Below are 20,428 nucleotides of genomic sequence, written 5' to 3'. Positions count from 1 at the left end.
CCGAAGCCTTGGGCCATATTACTTTTATTTTTCTAATCTTTTTTGTTTCTGATATTCGTAAAGAGACGGTATGGCTACTTTTGAATTAATGTCTGAAATATGGGGAGAGGGATAATGTTCCACAGTAAACTCTCTGTTTCCATGCACTCCAATGACTCTTGCATCAGGTCCCTCTGTTTGCCCTAAAATCCTTACGGTTTCATTACTATCAGCGCCACTCTCGACAAATATTTTTGCGTTCCACGTGGTGTTATAACGCCCATGACCCGGCTGCCAGTACCCTGCTCCACCGCCAAACCATAAATCATAGTATGGGCCTTTTTCATCACGTTCTGCTTCTATATGAAAAGTCATGTTGTCGTAAAGATTTTGGTGGTTAGCCCCTGCATGTTGATCAAGTGTAGGCTGAGCAAACCCTACACCTCGTAAGAATACACTTTTGGTTGATTTGGTATTCATGCTAAAAGTATGCACAGTAGGGTTTGAGATTTTAGCATCCTCGACTAAAAAATTATGCACACTGCCAAGGTGTACACCATAGTGGCCAAAACGTGTTCCATAGCTGTGTATATTGGAGATAGTCACGTTTCCGCTGTTTTCGGTCAGTATGGCGCTATCTGCATTATTAAAACTTACATCTCTAATCCAACTGTTAAATACGCTTGTAAAATATATTCCGTTGAACCCTTGTTCAACGTGATGCCCATAGGAATCGCCCATTGGAAACTGGATTGAGAGTCCCTCAATACCAACTTCTTCTAAGTGCTCCCATGATGATATGTGTGCAGGTGTATCTTTATTGACGTCGTGTAGAAGTGGATCACGTATTTCGATGGTATTCCCGTTAACTGATCTAACTTGAGTGGGTTGCATTACTAATGGACGATTTGGGAAATCAAAATGGTGCGAACCGATCTTTAGGTCAGTATCTCCATAAATTGACTTTATAATGCCTGCTTGGTTACCATTTTGGTTGTGCCAGTCTATTCTAATTACGTCGCCAACTGAAACTTCTGAGACGTCACTGACTTCTAAAATTTTAGTGCCTTTTTTACCTTTTTTAACTCTCGCTAACTTTGGAAGTTGTTCATCTAATTCCTCTAAATAAGGTACCGGTCGAGTACCTTCTTTTTGAACCCATATCACTCCGCCAGACCAAGAATATTCAGAGAAATAGTCATCTATATAAATTTCTGCATTTCGTTGTTTTTTATCGTGCAGCCTTAGATATTTTCTCAATTCATCTAACTTAGGAGTCTTGTCAATAATCGAAAGAGGCATTGGAAAGTAGAGTTGAGTACCCTGTTTACCCATTCCCTCTCCGCTAACCGTAATATTTCCCCGGCTAATTTTGAGGATGTCTTTTACGATTAATCGGCCTTTGGGTAGTGTTACTGTTACATGCCCATCAATAGTATGTGCGTGATCTAATGCATCTAGAATAGCTTTAGTGTCGTCTTTGTTATCATTTGGAACGGCACCAAAATCTTGCACGTCAATGTGCGTAGTTGTTTCCCAGGCGGTAATTTGCTTCTCACCAAAGTGGTATCCAGCATAAGAGTAATCTGGAAGGTATACTGAAGTCGGCAAAAGTTTGTTTTCAATAGAGAGCATTGATGCTGCATTAGTAGGTTGATGAACTATTGAAGCAATTGATAATAGGCAAACGTACCTTAAGGAGATAGGCAGCAGAGATTCTCTAGCTAACTTTTGGGTAATTCTCATTGTTGAAGGATTCCTTTTTCTTAAAAAGTTGCGCCTTAACAATATATTCACATTCAATCAATAACAAGCATTATAAATCAATAATAGTGTTAATGTCTAAACTTGAATAATTATCCGAATATGCCAACTTTATATCTTCGAAGCTAGCAACCACTGTTCTCTACTTATTATTAATTAATAGAGATTGTTGGCGAAAGCCATATATTAACTTTCTAATTAACATCTATATTACTTCTAATGTGTGCACCAATGTGCATATAGAGTTTTGTATGTACATTCTTGCCCTTCAATGAAACATTCTACGCACGAATGTATGCCCAACTGCTCATGAATGGCGTTGTTTTGGGGCAAACTCTAATGAAGTCATCAAAAAACGGCGTATAGATTATATTTACGAGTGACAAATTCTGAAACACAGGAAATTATTTAACATATCGTTGCGAAAGATATGAAATTGTTAGGTTTCAGGCACGGGAAAGCCCTCGAAAGCTCGAGTTAATCTTATTTGAGCAGGAAGCTTATTAAATTTTCCCTAGACTCTTCAATTTTTGAAGATATTTGGTGGCTTCTTGAGGAGATTTTGGTGAACGGTCGTACTGTTCAGGAGAGGATACAATCTCTGTGTGGTCTTTTGTCTGAACAACGTTACATAACTTCGTTATAAGCGAAGTTACAGTTTTTGCTGCAGTGTTAAATTGTCTTACGGTGAGAAACCTCACAGAACCGTTAGTATACTTATAGTCTACAATGCCCCAAAGCTTTAACGTATTGATTACTCGTCTAGTGGTGTTTTGCGACCACTGTAGAAATTTAGCTAGTGAAGGAACAGTTCGTTGTAAACTATTTCTGTTTTTTTCAACGTTCCATTTGTGTTGATTATGTAAGTATCCGTGTAAAATCAGAGCCTTGTGAACATGTTTAGAGCTGTTTCCTGATAAGAGTGATAGATTTCGTTTTAATTGTCCGACATGTACTTTAAAGAAGGTCATAGCGCGGCCATCACTATTTTTACTTTTGTTCTTTGAAGTGATTAGAGTCTTCTCTAACTCTCGTGCAAACAATCGCGCGTAGTCATGTTCGCCCACGTGCAGGCGATGAGATATTTTATCGTAATATGGGTGAAAGGACCCCTCCTCTTCCTCTAGAGCTTGGCATTTCTTAAGGAAGCCTTTCTCGATGAGAGAAGAGATAGCTTCACGGACAGCATTTGGTGAATAGCCTATCTTGTTACAGATCGCTTGCGTTGTTTGCTTGAACTGACGTTTGTAGGGACGCATTTGAGATGCAAAAAAAGTAATATGTGCAAACACAAATGACTCTGTGTCTGACAAATACTCGAATTGACCTGGCGACATAAAAACAACGTCGTCATAATTGTTATTAGAATTCATCTTTTTTACCAACAATATACGCAGATTTGCTGATAAAAAACGCATTAGTGGTTGACCTGATCTGGTAAACCGCTAGAATTAGATGTGTAACTGCTTCGACAAAGTTACATCTAAAGACCCGTGCAGTGCGCCAACACTTCACGGGTTTTATTTTTAGCGCTTCTTATCTATCCATATTTCAAAGTGCTCTTCATTGAGCTTTTAAAGATAACATCATTTTTTTCTCATTTTCTTGATAGGTGTAATCTTTATATGAAAGGTATGAGAGATCAAGGTGGATCACGATCTAATTGTGATCTTTCTAAACATTCGATCCGAGTGTTATTTGTTGATTTTGTTGATATAAAGATTCGATCCAGAAAAAATACTTTCATTAAATCTTATCTTCGATCTTCTAGTTTTCCCAAAATATGGAGCGCAGACATGTCGCGTCTAAAGGCTATCACTGGTATGCCCTGCTCTGGAGAGTAGCCGATATTAATCAAATAACCCTGTACAGTTGCTCTCCCATATTCAACGACGAGTTCTCCTTTACGTTGCTCTGAAAGGTGACAAGTTCCTACCTGCTTTACAATTTTATTCTCTACGGCTTCATGTATTTTAGCTTTGTAAGATGGATCTGAATTAGCCATAACCATATTCGAGAATTTTCGTTTAAATTCATTTAAACTCGACGAAGGAGCTACTGATTCTCTTAATTCATTCCAAGCATATAGTTGCTGTGCTTGGCGACCACTTATTAAGTGTTCTCTTGCCCAGAGCCCAAAAAGAATTTCTATTTCATTTTTAGTCGCAAATACGTCACTATCAATAAGCAACATATCGTTTAGTGTTCGTTTTTCCTTAACCGCAGCGATAATGCTCTTCACCGTAGACCGTGGAAACTGAATTACAGCAGCTTTTTTTTCCACTTTTTTCGAATCTTCATAGGTTACAATAGCCTCCAAGCGAAACAACTTGTAATACAGTTCGATGTCAACAATAAAGTCTTTTTTAGTGTCGTAAAAATCTCTCATATCGAATGTCGTTGCAGAGACCCTTTGCAATGACTGAATAGCGTTATTTATATAGCCACCAGCTGAGGCCTCAGATACCGGAATATCTTTCGCCATTGTAACCAAAGGCTCTAACGGTAGAGTGAAAGTCTCTCCAATTGTTTCTGACTCATCTATTCGTTCGGATATATGATTTATTAGCCAAGTAATCGCACTTGCGTAGTAACTCATATCGGGAAGGTATATAAGTCTACCTTCTTCTGCCCTAGCGGTAATATGAACTGGTTTAACTCTCCCCTCTTCTCGTAGCTTAATACTTATAGTGCTTGATTTGTCTTTGCGATTGGTCCGCATTGCCTTAACTAGATAGCGAACAATCTGTAGTTCGATAAATCTGGTTTTATCGTCATAGCGTTCGATATTTATAGTTTCAACGGTACTTGAAGATACTGACTGAAAATTATCAGAAACAGTATTCTTTTTTTGAGACTCAGCCGCTGCTATGAGGTGTCCCTTTGGAGTTGCTAACTTATAAAGCTTTCCTCTGCGCTTTTTTATGGGATCAGTTGTTATAAACTCACTAGATATAAGCCCTTCTTTTTCTAATTGCACTAGATGATGACGTACATTTGAAAGTTTGCGGTTTATTTTCTTAGCTATGAATTCTAGACTAGCCGTTAATTCTTCAATTTCTTGAAGGGATATAAATATGTCTGAGGCCACTGTGCTTGTGGTAGGTGATACGTTCAAGGAACTGCAAAGTCTCATAAATACCTTGAAGTCAAAGTCATCTGGTACTGACACCAGTGGCGCTTTAAATCCATATTTTTCAGCTAAACCGAATAGCTCACGCACTCTAAACTCTTCCTATAGATTTTATTCTTTTTGCAGATTCGATCCAAAGATTATCTGAGAAGTATTGTCATGTCTAGTTTCCCCCAATTATCAAACTATATGTTGATGGTAAATAATGACCGTGTAGCTATTTGCAATCAAGGTTGATAGCGATAGTAAAATTTATTTCTAGTACTGCAATTCTGCTAAAAGTCGACAAGATAGTTTTAAGTTTACCTACGAAATATAAAACGAGAGCAACTGTTTGTGGCGTTACAATAAGCTTTACATTCTTGGGTAGCGCGAATACATCGCGGCTATTTACTCAAAAATTAGTTTCTTGCTAATAATAGTCGTTTTAAACACTTTTATTGTTTCCGCGGAAACAATTGATAAAAATTATGCTTCGGGCCAATAAAAACAAGCTGTTGAGCACATTTTTAATTGTCTACTAATAGACAGAAAAGTGTTATACAAAATCCACTTCTTAGTAAGTTGCGTTAAAAGGTCATGAGGGCGTGAACTGCTATTTCTTGGCTCATGGCATACGAATATTCGAGCCCTCGACAATGAATGATTTAACTATAAGCGTTCCTAAAAGTGGTAAGAACCAATCTTCACTAATACATGTGATTTAATGTTGTTTCCGCGGAAACAATTTTCATCGTTTTCATTTCAGCCCTGTAGACAAAGGCTTTTGCGTGCATTTGATTTTAAATATTAATGCGTCTAGATACATCAGAATAAAAAACTATGCATAACGATACAAAGAAACTTAGCATCGAAGAAACAACTCTGAGAATCTTAAGTTCGCTGTAGAGTTAGAGACAAGAGTGTTTTCTAAAGTATTAATTAAAACCCGACGGCTAAAACAAATCGACGTAACTCTGTTCCTTAGCTATTTTATAGATTTTTGTTTCCGCGGAAACTCCTACCGAAAAACTTGCCAGAAAGCAGGAAAAACGAGGGTTCGAAGTAATACAGATATAGAATAAAAATAGGTTTGAGGCAGATGTTGGTGTTTGTTTTTTTACGGAGAGATTGTACGAGCGTTTCCAATGGAAGTTTTTTGCAAAGGGGTCGATAAAACCCAATCATGCGAGTATGTGCCTTCTTATCTAATTCTTGTCAGGGCGTAGAGTGAAATTTTCAATCGGGTATACACATTGCCGAAGCAGCTAAGAATGTTTTTCAAGTGGTTGAGAAGGGAAGGCAGAGTGGATTAGAACGTCAGGGCGTTACTTTAAGTGTCAATCGTCACTTTTAATAAGTAGTAAAGGTGTACTATGCATCCGATAGCGATTTCAATTTGCGACTTCTAAAGATTCGATCCGAGACATTGATTATTTGCCGTGCCAATATAAGTTTATGTCCTGAAAGAAGGTTAGAATAATGATTAAAACAGAGTTGTATAATGGAATGCGTGTTCTGTCCAGTTATCACCGCAAAGGTGGGGTAGGTAAAACTTTTTTGGCATCTACAATTGCTTACTTACTCGCTACTGGAGGCCCGAATGGAAAGGGAAAGAAGCGACGTGTTTTAGTATTGGACTATGATTCACAACAAGATTCATCAAAAGCATTTTTGAAAATGGATGCTATTCCGGGAGACGATGAGTACGCTGCACCGTTGCACCCTGAGTTTGATGACATTGATGATCCAGAGTGGAGTGGTCGAAATACTAGTACCGATATATTGTTCAATTCTCCTGTATACGAATATCCAACAGCTTTTGAAAATATTAAGGTACTACCCTCAGAAGGTAATGTTGATAGAGTGTTAGCACTCACACCAGAATCTGATAGGTTAGTTTCAAAAATAACTGCTCATATGAGAGATTGGTTCTCTGTGGAAGAGCTGGCTGATGACTACGATATAGTGATTGTTGATAACCCACCGAGTAAATCTCCCGTTTCTGCTGGGATGTTAGGCGCTGCTACGCATGTGATTATTCCTACTGAACCAGAGTATGACTCAATCGATGGTGTTCCCATGCTTCTTAATCGGATTGATAGAATTAATGAAGATAGAGCTCACAACCCATTAAAAATTGTAGGTGTAGTTCCTAATAAAGTGCCTAGTAAATCACGGTTAACGCAGAAAGACGAAGTAGCGTTAGCTAAGCTTTATGATAGCGAGGGGCCGACAGGGAAATACATGAGTCCGTTTTGGCTTCAGCAAAGAAATTGCTATAGAGTAATGGAACGCCCGTCTGTCGACGAAACTCATTTTAACTACGTTCATAATCATCATGCGAAGAAAGAAATGCAAAAACTCTACACTTTAATCGAAGATAGCTTGTGGGGAGATGAAGTATGACAGCTAAAAAGCCAAGAAGTAGACGTGTAACGAAAACCACTTCTCAGGAAGATTTGATCAGTAAATTTCAGTCGGGAGAAGGCGTTTCTAAAAAGTCTCAACAGATGCTCGATGATTTAAAGCAACGAGATAAATCTAAAGAAAGCAACGTTCATGACGACCCATTATTTAAAACGTCCTCTGAAGTAGATAGAGTACTCGTCGATTATATCCAGCCACAATCAGATAATCCAAGATATTTACCTGTTAAGTTTGCTAAACGTGATGACGCAGATTCAATTGCTTCATTAACGAACTGCGTCGTATGCGAAAAGGGCCTTATTGAAAATAGGTTAGATAAAAGTAATCCTAGGTACGATGCTGTTGATGCCGAGATAGAGGAGATTAAGGGTTTAGCTGAGACATTGAAGCATAGTGAGTTAGTTCATCCAATCGCTGTATGGCGTAAAAATATGTCTGACTATGCAATAGTGGCAGGCCACAGAAGATATTACGCGATACGTTACTTATATGGCGGCTTGATCAAAGTAAAAGTAAAGATATACGCCGAAAAGCCAAAAAATATTAACGTATTGCGACATATCGAAAATTTTTCTCGAAGTGATTTAACACTTCCTGATGCATTAAACAGTTACTCGAATGCCGTTACCGAATTGGAAAGTATTGAAGACGAAAAGTTATCAAAGAGTCGAGCTTCAGTTGTTACCTCATATTTAGGTATAGGTCGAACCACTTTTTACCGCTACGACAAGCTTCATGAATACAGAGAGTTCGTAATGCCTCTTCTAGAAAATAAAATCGCAGAATCTTTGCGAGGATTATACGAAGAGATAATTAAGGCTGAACAAGAGGGTAGGGTAGAGGTAGAAAGGTATCTCAAGTCACTATTATCACAAAAAAAATTCAGTAAATATCTGCAAGCCCCGGTAGTTAAAAAAATTGGAAGATCTAAACAGTTTATTTCGCTGCCTAGGGTAAAAGTTAATAACACATCTACAATAAAACGCCTACTAACTGAGGACGTTACTCAATTAGACTTAGGAATCGATTGGGACAGTGTAGATTTCAACGACCCAGTAATGTTAGAAAAGGCTTTGAAGGAATTGTTTAAATCCCTATCAAAATAATCTTTGTTTCCGCGGAAAACGTAATTTTAAAAAGCGCTGAATCTCTTTCTAGTCAAGGGCTGCAGCGCTTAGGGATAAAATAACTAATTAATCAAAATTTTATAGTTTATACTTTTTTGGTGTATTCGATCCAAAGAAGATAAATTTCTTTTTTCTCTTCTTAGACAATTAAGCCTACTCTCAGTCGTCTTAAGGTGAGCTTGACAAGAATCCTCGTAGTCATTTTCGACTCGCTAATCATATAGGTTTTTTATTATATAAATTCTACGTTTTTATTTTCGACACAATTTGATAACAATTTCATTGATTGGCACTTACAATTAAGTCATAATCGCTCAAAAGTAATCATCTTTACTTCCTTTTAAGCGGCTTTAATTGAAAAAGCCTAGAATGAAAATAATGGAGGAAATGTGTCGAGTTCAGATGAGTTTGAAACACAACCGATAAGTCCTAATAAGTTACAACCGGCTCGAGCATTTGCAGGGAGTTACGCGGGAGAGCATGTTGCTGGAACAGAATTTGTAATCGGAGCACTTTTTGTATCTTGGGGAGTTGGAGCGGGAGACATTTTAGTCGGTCTTCTGTTAGGTAACTTACTTGCCGTGCTCACGTGGGGCTTATTGACTGCACCAATTGCTACGGAAACTCGACTCACCCTATACGCTTATTTGGAAAAAATAGCCGGTAAGGGGACAATTAAATTATACAGTGTCGTGAATGGAGTCCTGTTTAGCGTGCTTGCTGGGGCAATGATTACTGTATCTGCATCGGCTGTAAGGATTTTGCTGGATATTCCTCCTCAAGTTGACTGGTTTCCATCCGATCTAAGGTTTGTTCTAGTTGCTCTCTTTGTCGGAGCAGTAGTTGTATTCATGGCTGTGAAAGGCTTTAAAAAACTAGCGGCTTTTGCAGAAGTATGTGCTCCATGGATGATTTTGATGTTCATTGTTGGTGCACTTTTTTTACTTCCTGCGCTCATTGAATCCACACCTGGTGTTGCTTCTATTTCTTCGTTTTCTGACTTTTATACTATTGCAAACGAATCCATATGGGTCAAAACAAGCAGCGAAGTTGGCTTTTGGCATGTTGCTGCGTTTGCTTGGGTAGCAAATTTAGCTATGCATGGAGGAATGGGCGATATGACATTGTTGCGTTTTGCTCGTTATTCTCGATACGGCTACTTCTCTGCTTTAGGTATGTTTATAGGTCACTACATGGCATGGATATGTGCAGGTATCATGGGAGCCGGTGCTGCAATAATTTTGGGTACGGCAATAACCAACTTGGACCCCGGAGCAGTCGCATACCAAGCATTAGGAACTTGTGGAATCATTGCTGTAATTATTGCTGGGTGGACTACTTCAAACCCTACTATTTACCGTGCGGGGTTGGCATTCAGTTCTCTGAACCCGAAATGGAGTAGAGAAAAGTCAACGATTGTCGTTGGCGTGGTAACAACTGTTATCGCATGTTTTCCATTCGTGTTTTCTCAACTTCTTGGTTTTGTAGGAATCATGGGGCTAATGATGGCGCCAGTAGGTGCGATTATTGTAGCAGAGCATTGGCTCTTTCCTAGAATGGGCCTAACCCGCTATTGGTCTCAATATAAAGGCAACAATACAAACTGGGCGGCTATCACCACGTGGCTAACAGCATTAGTTTTAAGCTATGTTTTGGAGCGGTCAGGCATACTTCACTTATTTTTCCTTCTAATACCTGTATGGATTTACTCAACGGTGGTGTATTGCCTACTATCAATTGCATTGGGGGCTAAAACAAGCTTTCCCGAAGCTGAGGTAGCAGAAGCTGCTGAGTCAGAACGTAGACTGAAAGAGAAAAAATTCTTAGATAGTTTGTCTAGCAATTCGCTAAAAGTTTCGAAGGGAAAGGTGTCGTCGGTGGTTACTTTAGCGTCATATGTGGCTATTGCCTCACTACTTGGCTGTCTTGGTATTGGAGTATTGGCTTTCTTCGATAACGGCGACGCTGCGTTACATGCCCCTCTATTGATAGCAACGATTATTTACTTTGTTACAGCCACTTACGTTTACCTTGCAAATACAGGTGGCTCTGTAATCGATGACACTCCAGTGACAACTGCACAAGCTTCTGACAACTGATTTCCTGAGTAGGGTTTCCCCTCTAGCACCGTGAGTTAGAGGGGCTTTTTTAACAGGACAATTATTGTGAAAGTACCATTTTTATTTCTAACATTAATTCTGAACTGCTACCAAGTATGTACAATTAAAGCTGAAGCTAGCGACAATAGCGCTCCAGCCGTTGAAAATAGACCTCCAAACATACTTTTTATTCTAGCTGATGACCATCGTTGGGACTTGTTAAGTAGAAATTCTTCTCAGGTACAAACGCCGAATCTCGATGCACTAGCTGATGAAGGTGTAGTGTTTGAAAACGCCTTTGTGACAACGCCGATATGCGCTTCGAGTAGAATCAGCATCTTGACAGGTTTAACTGAGCGTACACATGATTTTACTTTCGGCCGGCCAGCTACAGGTGAAGAGGAATCGTTTAACGTGTATCCGGCGCTACTCAAGAGAGCAGGTTACACCACTGGTTTCGTGGGTAAATATGAAATAAAACTATCGGGAGAAGATAATGAGCGCTTCGATTATTTTAAGCCTCTTCTTCAGGCAAAAAACAATGAGTGGAAAGGCGAGCAAATACCCCAGACCCATTACATTAGAAACCTTGCGAGTGAATTTATAAATCGTGCATCAGAGGGTGATAAACCATGGGCTCTCGCTGTAAATTTTTGGAATCCTCATGCTCACGACATGGACAAGGAGGATCAGTTCCATTACCCACCCGAATTTGATTCTATGTATGTAAACGTCAATATTACAAAAGCTAATGTTTCTGATGACAAAGTTTTTGAAGCACTTCCTGATTTTCTAAAAACTTCTATGGGAAGACTTCGTTGGGAATATCGGTTCGCAAATGAAGAAATGTATCAACGAATAGTAAAACGACATTATCGTGCAATAAGCAGTGTCGACGACGCTGTCGGTTCTTTAAACAGGCTTCTTAAATCTCTCGACTTAGATGATAACACGATCATTATCTATACAGGGGATAACGGATATGCTTTGAATGAACGCCAATTGGCAGGAAAGTGGTTTGGGTGGGAAGAGGACCTACGAGTACCACTTATTATAAAGGACCCTCGCAACCCATTGCATAAAGAAATAAACAAGTTTGCACTTAACATTGATATTGCGCCGACAATACTCGACTTTGCAGGTATACCTATTCCAGCCACCTATCAAGGTAGCAGCTTGATACCATTGATTGGAGCAGAAGACGTTGATGAGTGGCGAGATGAATTCTTCTTTGAGCACATGTATCAACCGAAACGGGCTCCCATTCCTCCCATGTACGGTTTACGAACAGAACATTGGAAATTTGTAAATTTCTATAAGAATGACTACATGCAACTGTATGATCTGGAAGCCGATCCGCTTGAGACCACTAATCTCGCGTATGAAGAAAAGTACCGCTATTTAACTGGTCGACTTTTAGAGCAAGCAAAAGCGTATATAGAAGAGTACGAAGATGCGCGAAGTGAAGAAGTTAAATCAAGAAAAAGTTTCGAAAACGCCCATCCGTCCAATTAAGTCTTCAATATTCACGGCTCTACTTGTACAGGAAACTGTGGTGTCGTGATCCTCACGTTTTTTACCCTTGTATTTCTAAAACACAATTAATGATTGAATATGAGTGTTGATGATTGCTTTGTGTTCATATACAATCATTTTACATTTATTTAATGACTCTTGATGAGCGTAAAAGTATATGAGTGTGATTACAAAGAAAGTAAGGGATGGAGAGATAGAGAAGTGAAGCTAGCTATTATTGGCGAATGTATGATTGAGTTGTCTAACTGTGATAGTGAACTTTATAAGCTCAATTATGGCGGCGATACACTCAATACCGCTATTTATCTTTCTCGAAGCGGCGGAGACGTCGAATATGTAACGGCACTGAGCGATGACTCATTTAGCAGTAAAATGCTCTCGCTTTGGCAAGAGGAAGGCGTTGGCGTCAAGCACGTGAAAAAGTTGAAGAATAGCGTGCCAGGATTGTATTTGATTGAAAATGCATCTAATGGTGAACGTTGTTTCCATTATTGGCGTTCTAATTCTCCTGCAAAATATTTGCTAGAGAAATTTCCAGAAACGTTAAACGAAATCAAAGATTACGACGCAATCTTTTTAAGCGGTATAACACTCTCAATCTATTCTGAACCAACACGACAAGCACTCTATGATTTTCTCACAGAGTTTCGTATGCGTGGCGGTAAGGTTATTTTTGATAACAATTATCGAGCTCGGAACTGGTTGTCGTTTAGTGAAGCATCAAAAGCGTTTAACCAAATAATGAACCTTACAGATTTAGCCCTTCTGAGTATGGAAGACGAGGTCAGTCTGTATGGTGAGCATTCTATGGAATATTGTATTGAGCGCTGGTTGAAATGCGGTGTTTCTGAAGTCGTCATTAAAAACGGCGCAAGTGGTATTCTCGCAGCAAACAAAGATGGAAGGTTTGAGTTCGACGTACCTAACGTAGTAGAACCTGTCGACACCACAGCTGCAGGTGACTCTTTCAATGGCGCATTTCTAGCTGCAAAGGCGAGGGGAGAAAGCTTAGAAAAATGTATTCGTGCTGGCCAGTTTTGTGCTGCACAAGTGATTATGTACAAGGGAGCCATCATCCCTAAAAGTATTTCACTTAGGGGAGCGTGAATATGGATTTTAAATTCTTTCTAAAAGCTTTCTTATTAATTCCGCTGATGCTGCTGCACGGATGCGGCACAGATACTGGAGACGAACCCTTTGTTATCCGGCTCGGGCATCAGTTAGATATTAATCATCCTGTACATAAAGGCCTCATTTTTTTTAAAGAGGAATTAGAGCGAAGGTCCAGCGGGTCAATGTCCGTTGTAATTTACCCATCATCACAGGTAGGTGACGAAAGAGAGGTACTCGAACTCATACAAATAGGCAGTATGGGAATGACAAAGGTCTCAGCGAGTGCGCTGGAAAGTTTTGTACCTGAAATGAAAGTATTTAGTCTGCCTTATCTTTTCGACAACCAAGACCATTACTGGAAAACTTTAAATGGTAGTGTTGGTAAAGAACTACTTGCCGCTGGAGAGCCATATCGTTTTAAAGGGTTAGGTTATTTTGATGCGGGTTCTAGAAGCTTCTATACAACAAAGAAGCAAGTCGTCACGCCTGATGATTTAAAAGGACAGAAGATCAGAGTCATGAACAGCCAGACGGCTGTATCTATGGTTAACACTATGGGCGGAGCCGCCACTCCAGTAAGCTGGGGGGAATTGTACACGTCTCTGCAGCAGGGCGTTGTCGATGGCGCAGAAAACAACCTGCCAAGTTTCTACTATTCGAAACATTATGAAGTAAGTCAGTATCTTATTTTAGACGAACACACTTCAATACCTGACGTCATCATTATCGGTACGCACGTTTGGGAACAGTTAAATTCTGAACAAAGAAAGTGGTTGGAAGAGTCAATGACATCAGCTACTGACTTTCAACGAACGCTGTGGGCCGAATCTACACGTGAATCTTTGAAAGTCGTAAAGGAAGCGGGAGTAAAAGTTATTGAGGCCGATAAAAGCGTCTTTCAAGAAAGTGTACTTCCTGTATACGAATCATTGAAAGGTACAGACTTAGAAGACCTTGTTAAAAGGATAAAGTCTTTAGGAGTAGAAAAATGAAGACCCTTGCAGAAATTATTCCTGCACTAAACAAAGCGTTGCGAACACTATTGGCAACAATGATGGCTTTGCTGGTCTTGAACGTAACGTGGCAAGTCATAACGCGTTTTATCTTGCCTCATCCAAGTTCTTTCACAGAGGAACTTGCACGCTTTTTCTTGATATGGATCAGTCTATTGGGCAGTGCCTATGCTTTTCACACCCATAGTCATTTAGGCTTTGATTATCTAACTAAAAAAATGCAGCGTAACGCAGCGGTCACCACGGCAAAGTTAGGGTATGTACTAGTAATATTGTTCGCTCTAGGTGTTCTGCTAATCGGCGGTGTGAATCTTACTTACATTACCTTTCTGTTAAATCAGGAATCACCTGTTCTTGGCATTCCGATGGGATACGTTTATTTAGTAGTACCCATAAGTGGACTTCTGTTCATCATATATGGTTTTTGGGGTCTTTTAGAGATGAAGGATGCCAATAATCTCAGGGAACACGCGCTATGACATCATTAGTACTTTTCGGTGTGTTTTTGATATTGCTTTTAATCAACGTACCTATTGCCGTGAGCATTATTCTAGCGACATTAGCAACGATGCTTTTAACAATCGATACGCTTCCTGCACTAACCACATTGGCTCAAAGACTCGCTGTAGGTGTTGATAGCTTTGCACTATTAGCTATTCCTTTCTTTGTTCTATCAGGGTATCTCATGGGGCAAGGTGGGATTGCAGTCAGACTAATTGAATTTGCTAAAGTACTCGTTGGAAAGCTCCCCGGGGGCTTAGCTTTTGTAAACATCATATCTTGTGCTCTTTTCGGTTCAATTTCAGGTTCTGCGGTCGCTGCGACGTCTGCCGTCGGTGGTTTCATGATTCCAGCTATGGAAAAAGAGGGCTATGATAGGCCGTTCAGTACCGCTGTTACCGTCACCGCAGCAACGACGGGCATGCTCATACCTCCCAGCAACATTCTGATTATCTACTCGCTCGCAAGTGGTGGGGTATCAATAGCTGCATTGTTTATCGCAGGCTATTTGCCTGGACTGTTGGTAACCGCACTATTAATGGTGGGAGCTGCGTTCCATATCAAGCGCTCAGGAATTGCAGCCGAAAGCAATATTGAAGTTGGACAATTTTGGCCAAGTTTATTTGGGGCCGTACCTTGTTTGTTCTTAATTGTTCTCATCATTGGGGGAATCATTGGCGGTCTATTCACACCGACAGAGGCCGGAGCAATAGCAGTTTTATATTCCCTTTTACTGGCCCTCGGTGTTTACAAAGAATTGTCAGTCAGAGATCTCTACCCAATACTATTAAAGACGGTAAGTACAACGGCCATCGTCATGTTTTTAATTGGTGCTTCAGCGTCGATGTCGTGGCTAATGTCCTATGAAGAGATACCACAAGCGATAAGTAATTCGCTACTCTCAGTGTCCGAAAATGCCATTATTATACTTCTTATAATGAACCTAATTTTACTTGCTGTAGGTACATTCATGGATGTAACGCCAGCAGTACTGATATTCACTCCCATATTTCTACCCATCGCTGAAATGCTGAATATATCGCCTCTACACTTTGGGATAATGATGATTTTAAATTTATCTATCGGCCTTTGCACACCTCCTGTTGGAAGTGTCCTGTTTGTAGGGTGCAGCATTGGGAAGGTATCTATTAGTAACATAATGAAGCCTATTATTCCGTTATATGTTGCGATGATTGTTGCACTGGCACTTACCATTATCTTCCCAGAAATCAGTGAGTTCTTACCAAAGCTTCTGGGTCTGGTTTAACTAAAACGAAAAGTTAGGAGACATAACGTGTCTGATTATTTGAGTAGACAATTTGGTTTACATGGAAAGGTTGCTGTAGTTACAGGTGCAAGTAGGGGGCTAGGGCAGGGCATTGCAATGGCATTAGGTGAAGCCGGTGCGACAGTTATTGCGATTGGCTCTTCCACAAAGAGCGTTGAGTCTACCGTTAATTTACTGACTCAGAAGGACGTTGTTTGCGTTGGGTATGGTTGTGACCAATCAAATACTTCTCAAATCATTGATACTATTGATAAAATTATTGAAAATCACGGTCGAATTGATGTTTTAGTTAACAATGCGGGAACAATAAAGCGTTCTCCTGCTCATGAATTTTCTGATGAAGATTGGAATGAAGTTATAAATGTTAACTTAAATGGTGTATTCACATTTTGTCGTGAAGCTGGTAAGCAGATGCTCAAGCAAGGCAGCGGAAAGATAATCAACATCGCATCTTTGTTGAGTTTCTCTGGTGGTATTACGGTACCAGCTTATGCTGCAAGTAAAGGCGGTGTAGCTCAGTTGACTAAAGCACTTGCTAACGAGTGGGCCAGTAAAAATATTCAAGTTAATGCGATCGCTCCAGGGTACTTTGAAACCGACAATACTTTCAATATTCGCCAAGACAAAGAAAGATTTGAAAGTATTAGTAGTCGTATTCCTGCGGTTAAATGGGGTCAACCCGACGACTTGGCAGGCGCTGCTATTTTCCTTTCTTCAAAGGCATCATCTTATGTTAACGGGCATGTATTGTTAGTTGACGGTGGTTGGATGGCTCGTTAAAGAAAGCGTAGTCAAAATTTCACCACGTGATTAAAAAGGTATTGCATGAATTTTCTTTTCTCTACAAATAAACGTAGCTATCCCAGCATGACGAACCAAGAGCTTAGAGAGGCTTTCTTAACTGAACCGCTTTTCGTTCCTGGTGAACTTTCACTAACCTATACAGACGTAGACCGAGCTGTTATCGGTGGCGCAATGCCGGCTGAATCGCCTATTGAGTTACCTACACATAAAGAATTGGCGGCCGATTATTTTTGTGAAAGGCGAGAGTTGGGCATTATCAACATTGGTGGAAAGGGGGCTGTTAATGTTGATGGCACTCATTACACTATGGCGCAGAAAGATAGCCTTTATGTATCGAGAGGGAGTAAGGTAGTCATTTTGTCTTCGGATGACGCGAATAAACCTGCAAAGTTTTATATGGTTTCATATCCAGCGCACCGTGTTACTAAAACAGTTCATGTGCCAAAAGTAGATGCGAAACATATTGAACTTGGTTCTCAAGAAACATCGAATGAGAGAACGATATTCCAATCAATTCGCCCAGGAATAGTTGATAGTTGTCAATTAGTAATGGGGATAACAGAATTAAAAACAGGTAGCGTTTGGAACACTAAACCGCCACACACGCATTTTCGTAGAACAGAAATATATATGTACTTCGATCTTGACCAAAGCGAACGAGTATTTCACATGCTGGGTGAGCCTAAAGAAGTTAAAACATTACCATTAGCTCCTGAAGTCGCTATTGCATCGCCTAGTTGGTCTATTCACAGTGGAGTCGGTACGACGAACTACAGCTTTATATGGGCCATGGGTGGGGAGAACCAAGAATTTGATGACATGGACCACATCGAAATCGCTGCTTTAAGCTAGTTAACCAGCTGCTAATACCCAGTAAGTATGTAAATTTTATCAAAATCAATCATGAAATGAGTTTTTTGATTGATTTTGGTTACTTTGGTGCTTATATTGATATCAATAACGCCAAATAGGACAGACAAGAAATGCTTGAAAAGCAGCGACAACAGTTAATTCTAGAGATACTAGAAGAGTCGACATTCGCAAGTGTACCTGAGTTGTGTAGTCAACTCGGTGCCTCCGAAGCGACAATCAGACGAGACTTGAAGAAATTATCGTCACAGAAGAAGATCAAAAAAATACGAGGTGGTGCACAAGTTATCGATAGTGGATCTACTTCGAACTTCTATCTTTCTGGAAATGCTTTTCTAATTGATAAAGAGAAAAATGCAGACATAAAAAGAGCTATTGCTAAAACCGCATGTGAGCTTTGTAACGATGGCGAATCAATCATCATCAATGGAGGCAGCTCTACATTTATGATGGCTGAATTTTTGAGAGACAAGCGGCTTAATATACTTACAAACTCATTTGTATTAGCTCAAGATCTTGTTGAAAACAGCCAAAACCAAGTTACACTCCCTGGCGGCGAAGTATATAGAAAGCAAAGTATAATTCTAAGCTCTTTTGAAAATGACACTACTCAAAATTACCGAGGGACCATGATGTTTATGGGAACACCGGGTATTAGCAAGTATGGTGTTATGGAGTCTGACCCCCTTTTAATCCTGGCTGAAAAGAAATTACGCAAGCAAGCGGATAAATTAGTCGTGTTAGCTGACAGCAGCAAAATCGGCTTACAGAGTAACCTTGTTTTTTGCGACCTAGATGCAGTTGATATCGTTATTACGGATAATCGTGCAGATACAGCTCAGCTCGACGAAATCAGGAGCTATGGAATTGAAGTCATCGTTGTTGACGTCGAGACCCTTGCTGCTGCCTAGTTAACTCAAAACGATGAGTGACAGGCATTAACTTTGGATTTTCATCTACCTAAGTAATTGGCCATTCTTTTGAGGTTTCTTGCAAGTTGAAACCTCTCTTTAATCTTCTCTCTTATTACCTACTCTCAAACTTTCAAACGGTCATTAGATTCCAGTCCTACCTTTTCTTTTTTAACAGCATATAATCAAAAGCTTTCATTTCCAATCATATTTTGCTATACATTACGTTAACAAAAGAGGATATCTCTAAAATTGTAAAATAGTAACGAACACATAGGAATAAAATATCGTTTCTTGTTGCTATTTACTTATTATTTTGAGGTGTCACTTCACTAAAGATATTGGAGTTAGCGTTAGAGTGAAAGCTGTTTTAGATATTGGTAAAACCCATATAAAGTTATTGTTTGTTTCGAACCAAGAGCAAATCGCCAGCTTTAGCTGTAAAAACGCACCCATCGCAGGGCAATACCCCCAGGCTGATGTGGACAATATATGGGATTGGATTGTTGAAACGCTTAAGTCGTGTACACATACAAAAAATGTTGAAGGATTTGTTGTGACTACCCATGGGGCGACTGCAGCTCTTATTGACAGCAATGTGACGGATAAATCGAAGGCACTTACGCTTCCGATTTTAGATTATGAGTATCAAGGCATTGACGAATGTGCAGAGCAATACAAATTACAACGCCCTTCTTTTAGTGAAACCTATTCGCCTTATCTACCTGCAGGTTTGAATTTAGCTAAACAGTTCCATTGGTTACAAAGTCAATACCCCCTGCAGTTTTCAAAAGCTGATACGATTTTGTTGTATCCTCAATATTGGGCATGGAGATTAGGCGCTAAACTAAGTTCAGAAGTCACATCACTAGGCTGTCATACCGATCTATGGAACCCCATAGATAATATGTTCTCATCTCTAGCGATAAATAAAGGTTGGTCAAACCTGTTCCCGCCTCTGAAAAATGCTTGGGATTGTATTGGTGAGATAAGCACTGATGTATCTATCCAAACGACTTTACCGTCAACATGTAAAATCTATTGTGGTATTCACGATAGTAACGCGAGTTTCCTCAGATATTTAAACAACAGCAAACAACATCATGAAGCCTTCACGGTTATTTCGACTGGAACTTGGACAATTTTGATGCAATCGGGTGGGGACGTTAGCTCTCTCCATGATAAAACGGATACCCTTGCTAATGTAGATATTAACGGTAACCCGGTTTCTTGTGCCAGGTTTATGGGCGGAAGAGAATATGAAAGGATTTGCACAACTTTGGGTGGTAATATAAAGATGAACCCAACAGAGGCGGATATCCAAGAGGCGCTTAGCAATTTTTGGCTCGTTACGCCAGATTTTAGCGAAGGAAACGGACCGTTTCCGGGGCTTAAACCACTTCTACTTTGCCCTGAAAAACCGAAATCACCGCAGGCAATTGCAACTCTCTATTGTGCGCTAATGATCAATCAACGCCTTAGCGACTTGAATGCTGAAGGCCCAATTTATATCGAAGGGGCATTCCTAAAGAATCCACTGCTCTGTCGCCTTGTTGCTCAAATGAGGCACGAACAAACTGTATTCGCATCCTTAGACAATACTGGAACGGTTCTAGGGGCGTCTGCGCTTATTAACTACAGTCATCAGGCACAAATACTCGAGTTAGATAAGGTTGAACCGTCTCATTTTGTTGGCGTTGATGCGTATGTTGAAGAATGGGTTAGAGCAATCAAGAGCACTCAGAAATAAACATATGATCTATTAGATGTACGCCTTTTCGACAAAAATAGTCAAATTACAATCGGTAGTGATTGAAAATGATTGACAAGGATTGGAAGTGGCGTGTATTGTGAGCGGATAATTCAGTGTTTACATTTGTG

15 protein-coding genes are annotated in these 20,428 nt (G+C 39.9%); 12 read left to right on the top strand and 3 right to left on the bottom strand.

Annotated elements, in window-relative coordinates:
• Nucleotides 1–24 precede the first annotated feature (24 nt).
• The 3 genes from GVO63_RS09615 to GVO63_RS09605 form a co-directional block, all read right to left on the bottom strand.
• Entirely contained in the window at nucleotides 25–1,725 is a 1,701-nt protein-coding gene (locus tag GVO63_RS09615; RefSeq protein ID WP_159579431.1) for a right-handed parallel beta-helix repeat-containing protein, read from the bottom strand.
• A 521-nt stretch (nucleotides 1,726–2,246) separates the two neighbouring features.
• The gene (locus GVO63_RS09610) at nucleotides 2,247–3,161 is read right to left on the bottom strand and encodes a hypothetical protein (protein WP_159579429.1); all 915 of its coding nucleotides are present in this window, start codon (nucleotides 3,159–3,161) and stop codon (nucleotides 2,247–2,249) included.
• Between the two features lie 335 nt (nucleotides 3,162–3,496).
• Nucleotides 3,497–4,966, bottom strand: a complete 1,470-nt coding sequence (locus GVO63_RS09605; RefSeq protein ID WP_159579427.1) for a hypothetical protein — start codon at nucleotides 4,964–4,966, stop codon at nucleotides 3,497–3,499.
• Between the two features lie 1,371 nt (nucleotides 4,967–6,337).
• On the opposite strand from GVO63_RS09605, the gene GVO63_RS09600 reads away from it, so the two are divergent.
• The 12 genes from GVO63_RS09600 (at nucleotide 6,338) to GVO63_RS09545 (ending at nucleotide 20,297) form a co-directional block, all read left to right on the top strand.
• Entirely contained in the window at nucleotides 6,338–7,264 is a 927-nt protein-coding gene (locus GVO63_RS09600; RefSeq protein ID WP_159493023.1) for a ParA family protein, read from the top strand.
• Nucleotides 7,261–8,391 carry a ParB N-terminal domain-containing protein gene (locus GVO63_RS09595; RefSeq protein ID WP_159493024.1) on the top strand — a complete coding sequence of 377 codons (1,131 nt, stop codon included), beginning with the start codon at nucleotides 7,261–7,263 and terminating at the stop codon, nucleotides 8,389–8,391. The genes GVO63_RS09600 and GVO63_RS09595 overlap by 4 nt, the downstream gene beginning before the upstream one ends.
• Nucleotides 8,392–8,801: 410 nt before the next feature.
• Nucleotides 8,802–10,511, top strand: a complete 1,710-nt coding sequence (locus GVO63_RS09590) for a nucleoside transporter (RefSeq protein ID WP_159493025.1) — start codon at nucleotides 8,802–8,804, stop codon at nucleotides 10,509–10,511.
• A gap of 66 nt (nucleotides 10,512–10,577) precedes the next feature.
• Complete coding sequence (locus tag GVO63_RS09585; protein ID WP_201284009.1) at nucleotides 10,578–12,026, top strand: sulfatase-like hydrolase/transferase; 1,449 nt, start codon at nucleotides 10,578–10,580, stop codon at nucleotides 12,024–12,026.
• Nucleotides 12,027–12,188: 162 nt separating this feature from the next.
• Nucleotides 12,189–13,154: a sugar kinase gene (locus tag GVO63_RS09580; protein ID WP_159579423.1), complete on the top strand. Its 966-nt coding sequence runs from the start codon at nucleotides 12,189–12,191 to the stop codon at nucleotides 13,152–13,154.
• A 2-nt stretch (nucleotides 13,155–13,156) separates the two neighbouring features.
• Nucleotides 13,157–14,152 carry a TRAP transporter substrate-binding protein gene (locus GVO63_RS09575; RefSeq protein WP_159579421.1) on the top strand — a complete coding sequence of 332 codons (996 nt, stop codon included), beginning with the start codon at nucleotides 13,157–13,159 and terminating at the stop codon, nucleotides 14,150–14,152.
• The gene (locus tag GVO63_RS09570; protein ID WP_159579419.1) at nucleotides 14,149–14,652 is read left to right on the top strand and encodes a TRAP transporter small permease; all 504 of its coding nucleotides are present in this window, start codon (nucleotides 14,149–14,151) and stop codon (nucleotides 14,650–14,652) included. Before GVO63_RS09575 ends, GVO63_RS09570 begins: the two co-directional genes overlap by 4 nt.
• Nucleotides 14,649–15,941 (top strand): TRAP transporter large permease, encoded by a 1,293-nt coding sequence (locus tag GVO63_RS09565; protein WP_159579417.1) that lies wholly within the window; start codon nucleotides 14,649–14,651, stop codon nucleotides 15,939–15,941. Before GVO63_RS09570 ends, GVO63_RS09565 begins: the two co-directional genes overlap by 4 nt.
• A 27-nt stretch (nucleotides 15,942–15,968) precedes the next feature.
• Entirely contained in the window at nucleotides 15,969–16,742 is a 774-nt protein-coding gene (locus tag GVO63_RS09560) for an SDR family oxidoreductase (protein WP_159579415.1), read from the top strand.
• A gap of 45 nt (nucleotides 16,743–16,787) precedes the next feature.
• The gene (gene kduI, locus GVO63_RS09555) at nucleotides 16,788–17,618 is read left to right on the top strand and encodes a 5-dehydro-4-deoxy-D-glucuronate isomerase (RefSeq protein ID WP_159579413.1); all 831 of its coding nucleotides are present in this window, start codon (nucleotides 16,788–16,790) and stop codon (nucleotides 17,616–17,618) included.
• Between the two features lie 131 nt (nucleotides 17,619–17,749).
• Nucleotides 17,750–18,547 carry a DeoR/GlpR family DNA-binding transcription regulator gene (locus GVO63_RS09550; RefSeq protein WP_159493032.1) on the top strand — a complete coding sequence of 266 codons (798 nt, stop codon included), beginning with the start codon at nucleotides 17,750–17,752 and terminating at the stop codon, nucleotides 18,545–18,547.
• Between the two features lie 358 nt (nucleotides 18,548–18,905).
• A complete protein-coding gene (locus GVO63_RS09545) occupies nucleotides 18,906–20,297 on the top strand; it encodes an FGGY-family carbohydrate kinase (RefSeq protein WP_159579411.1) in 1,392 nt (463 codons plus the stop codon).
• Nucleotides 20,298–20,428 lie beyond the last annotated feature (131 nt).

Origin of the sequence: Alteromonas sp. KUL106, from assembly GCF_009811415.1 — a bacterium.
In the GTDB taxonomy this organism is placed as follows: domain Bacteria; phylum Pseudomonadota; class Gammaproteobacteria; order Enterobacterales; family Alteromonadaceae; genus Alteromonas.
This window is presented reverse-complemented; position numbering and strand designations above follow the sequence as displayed.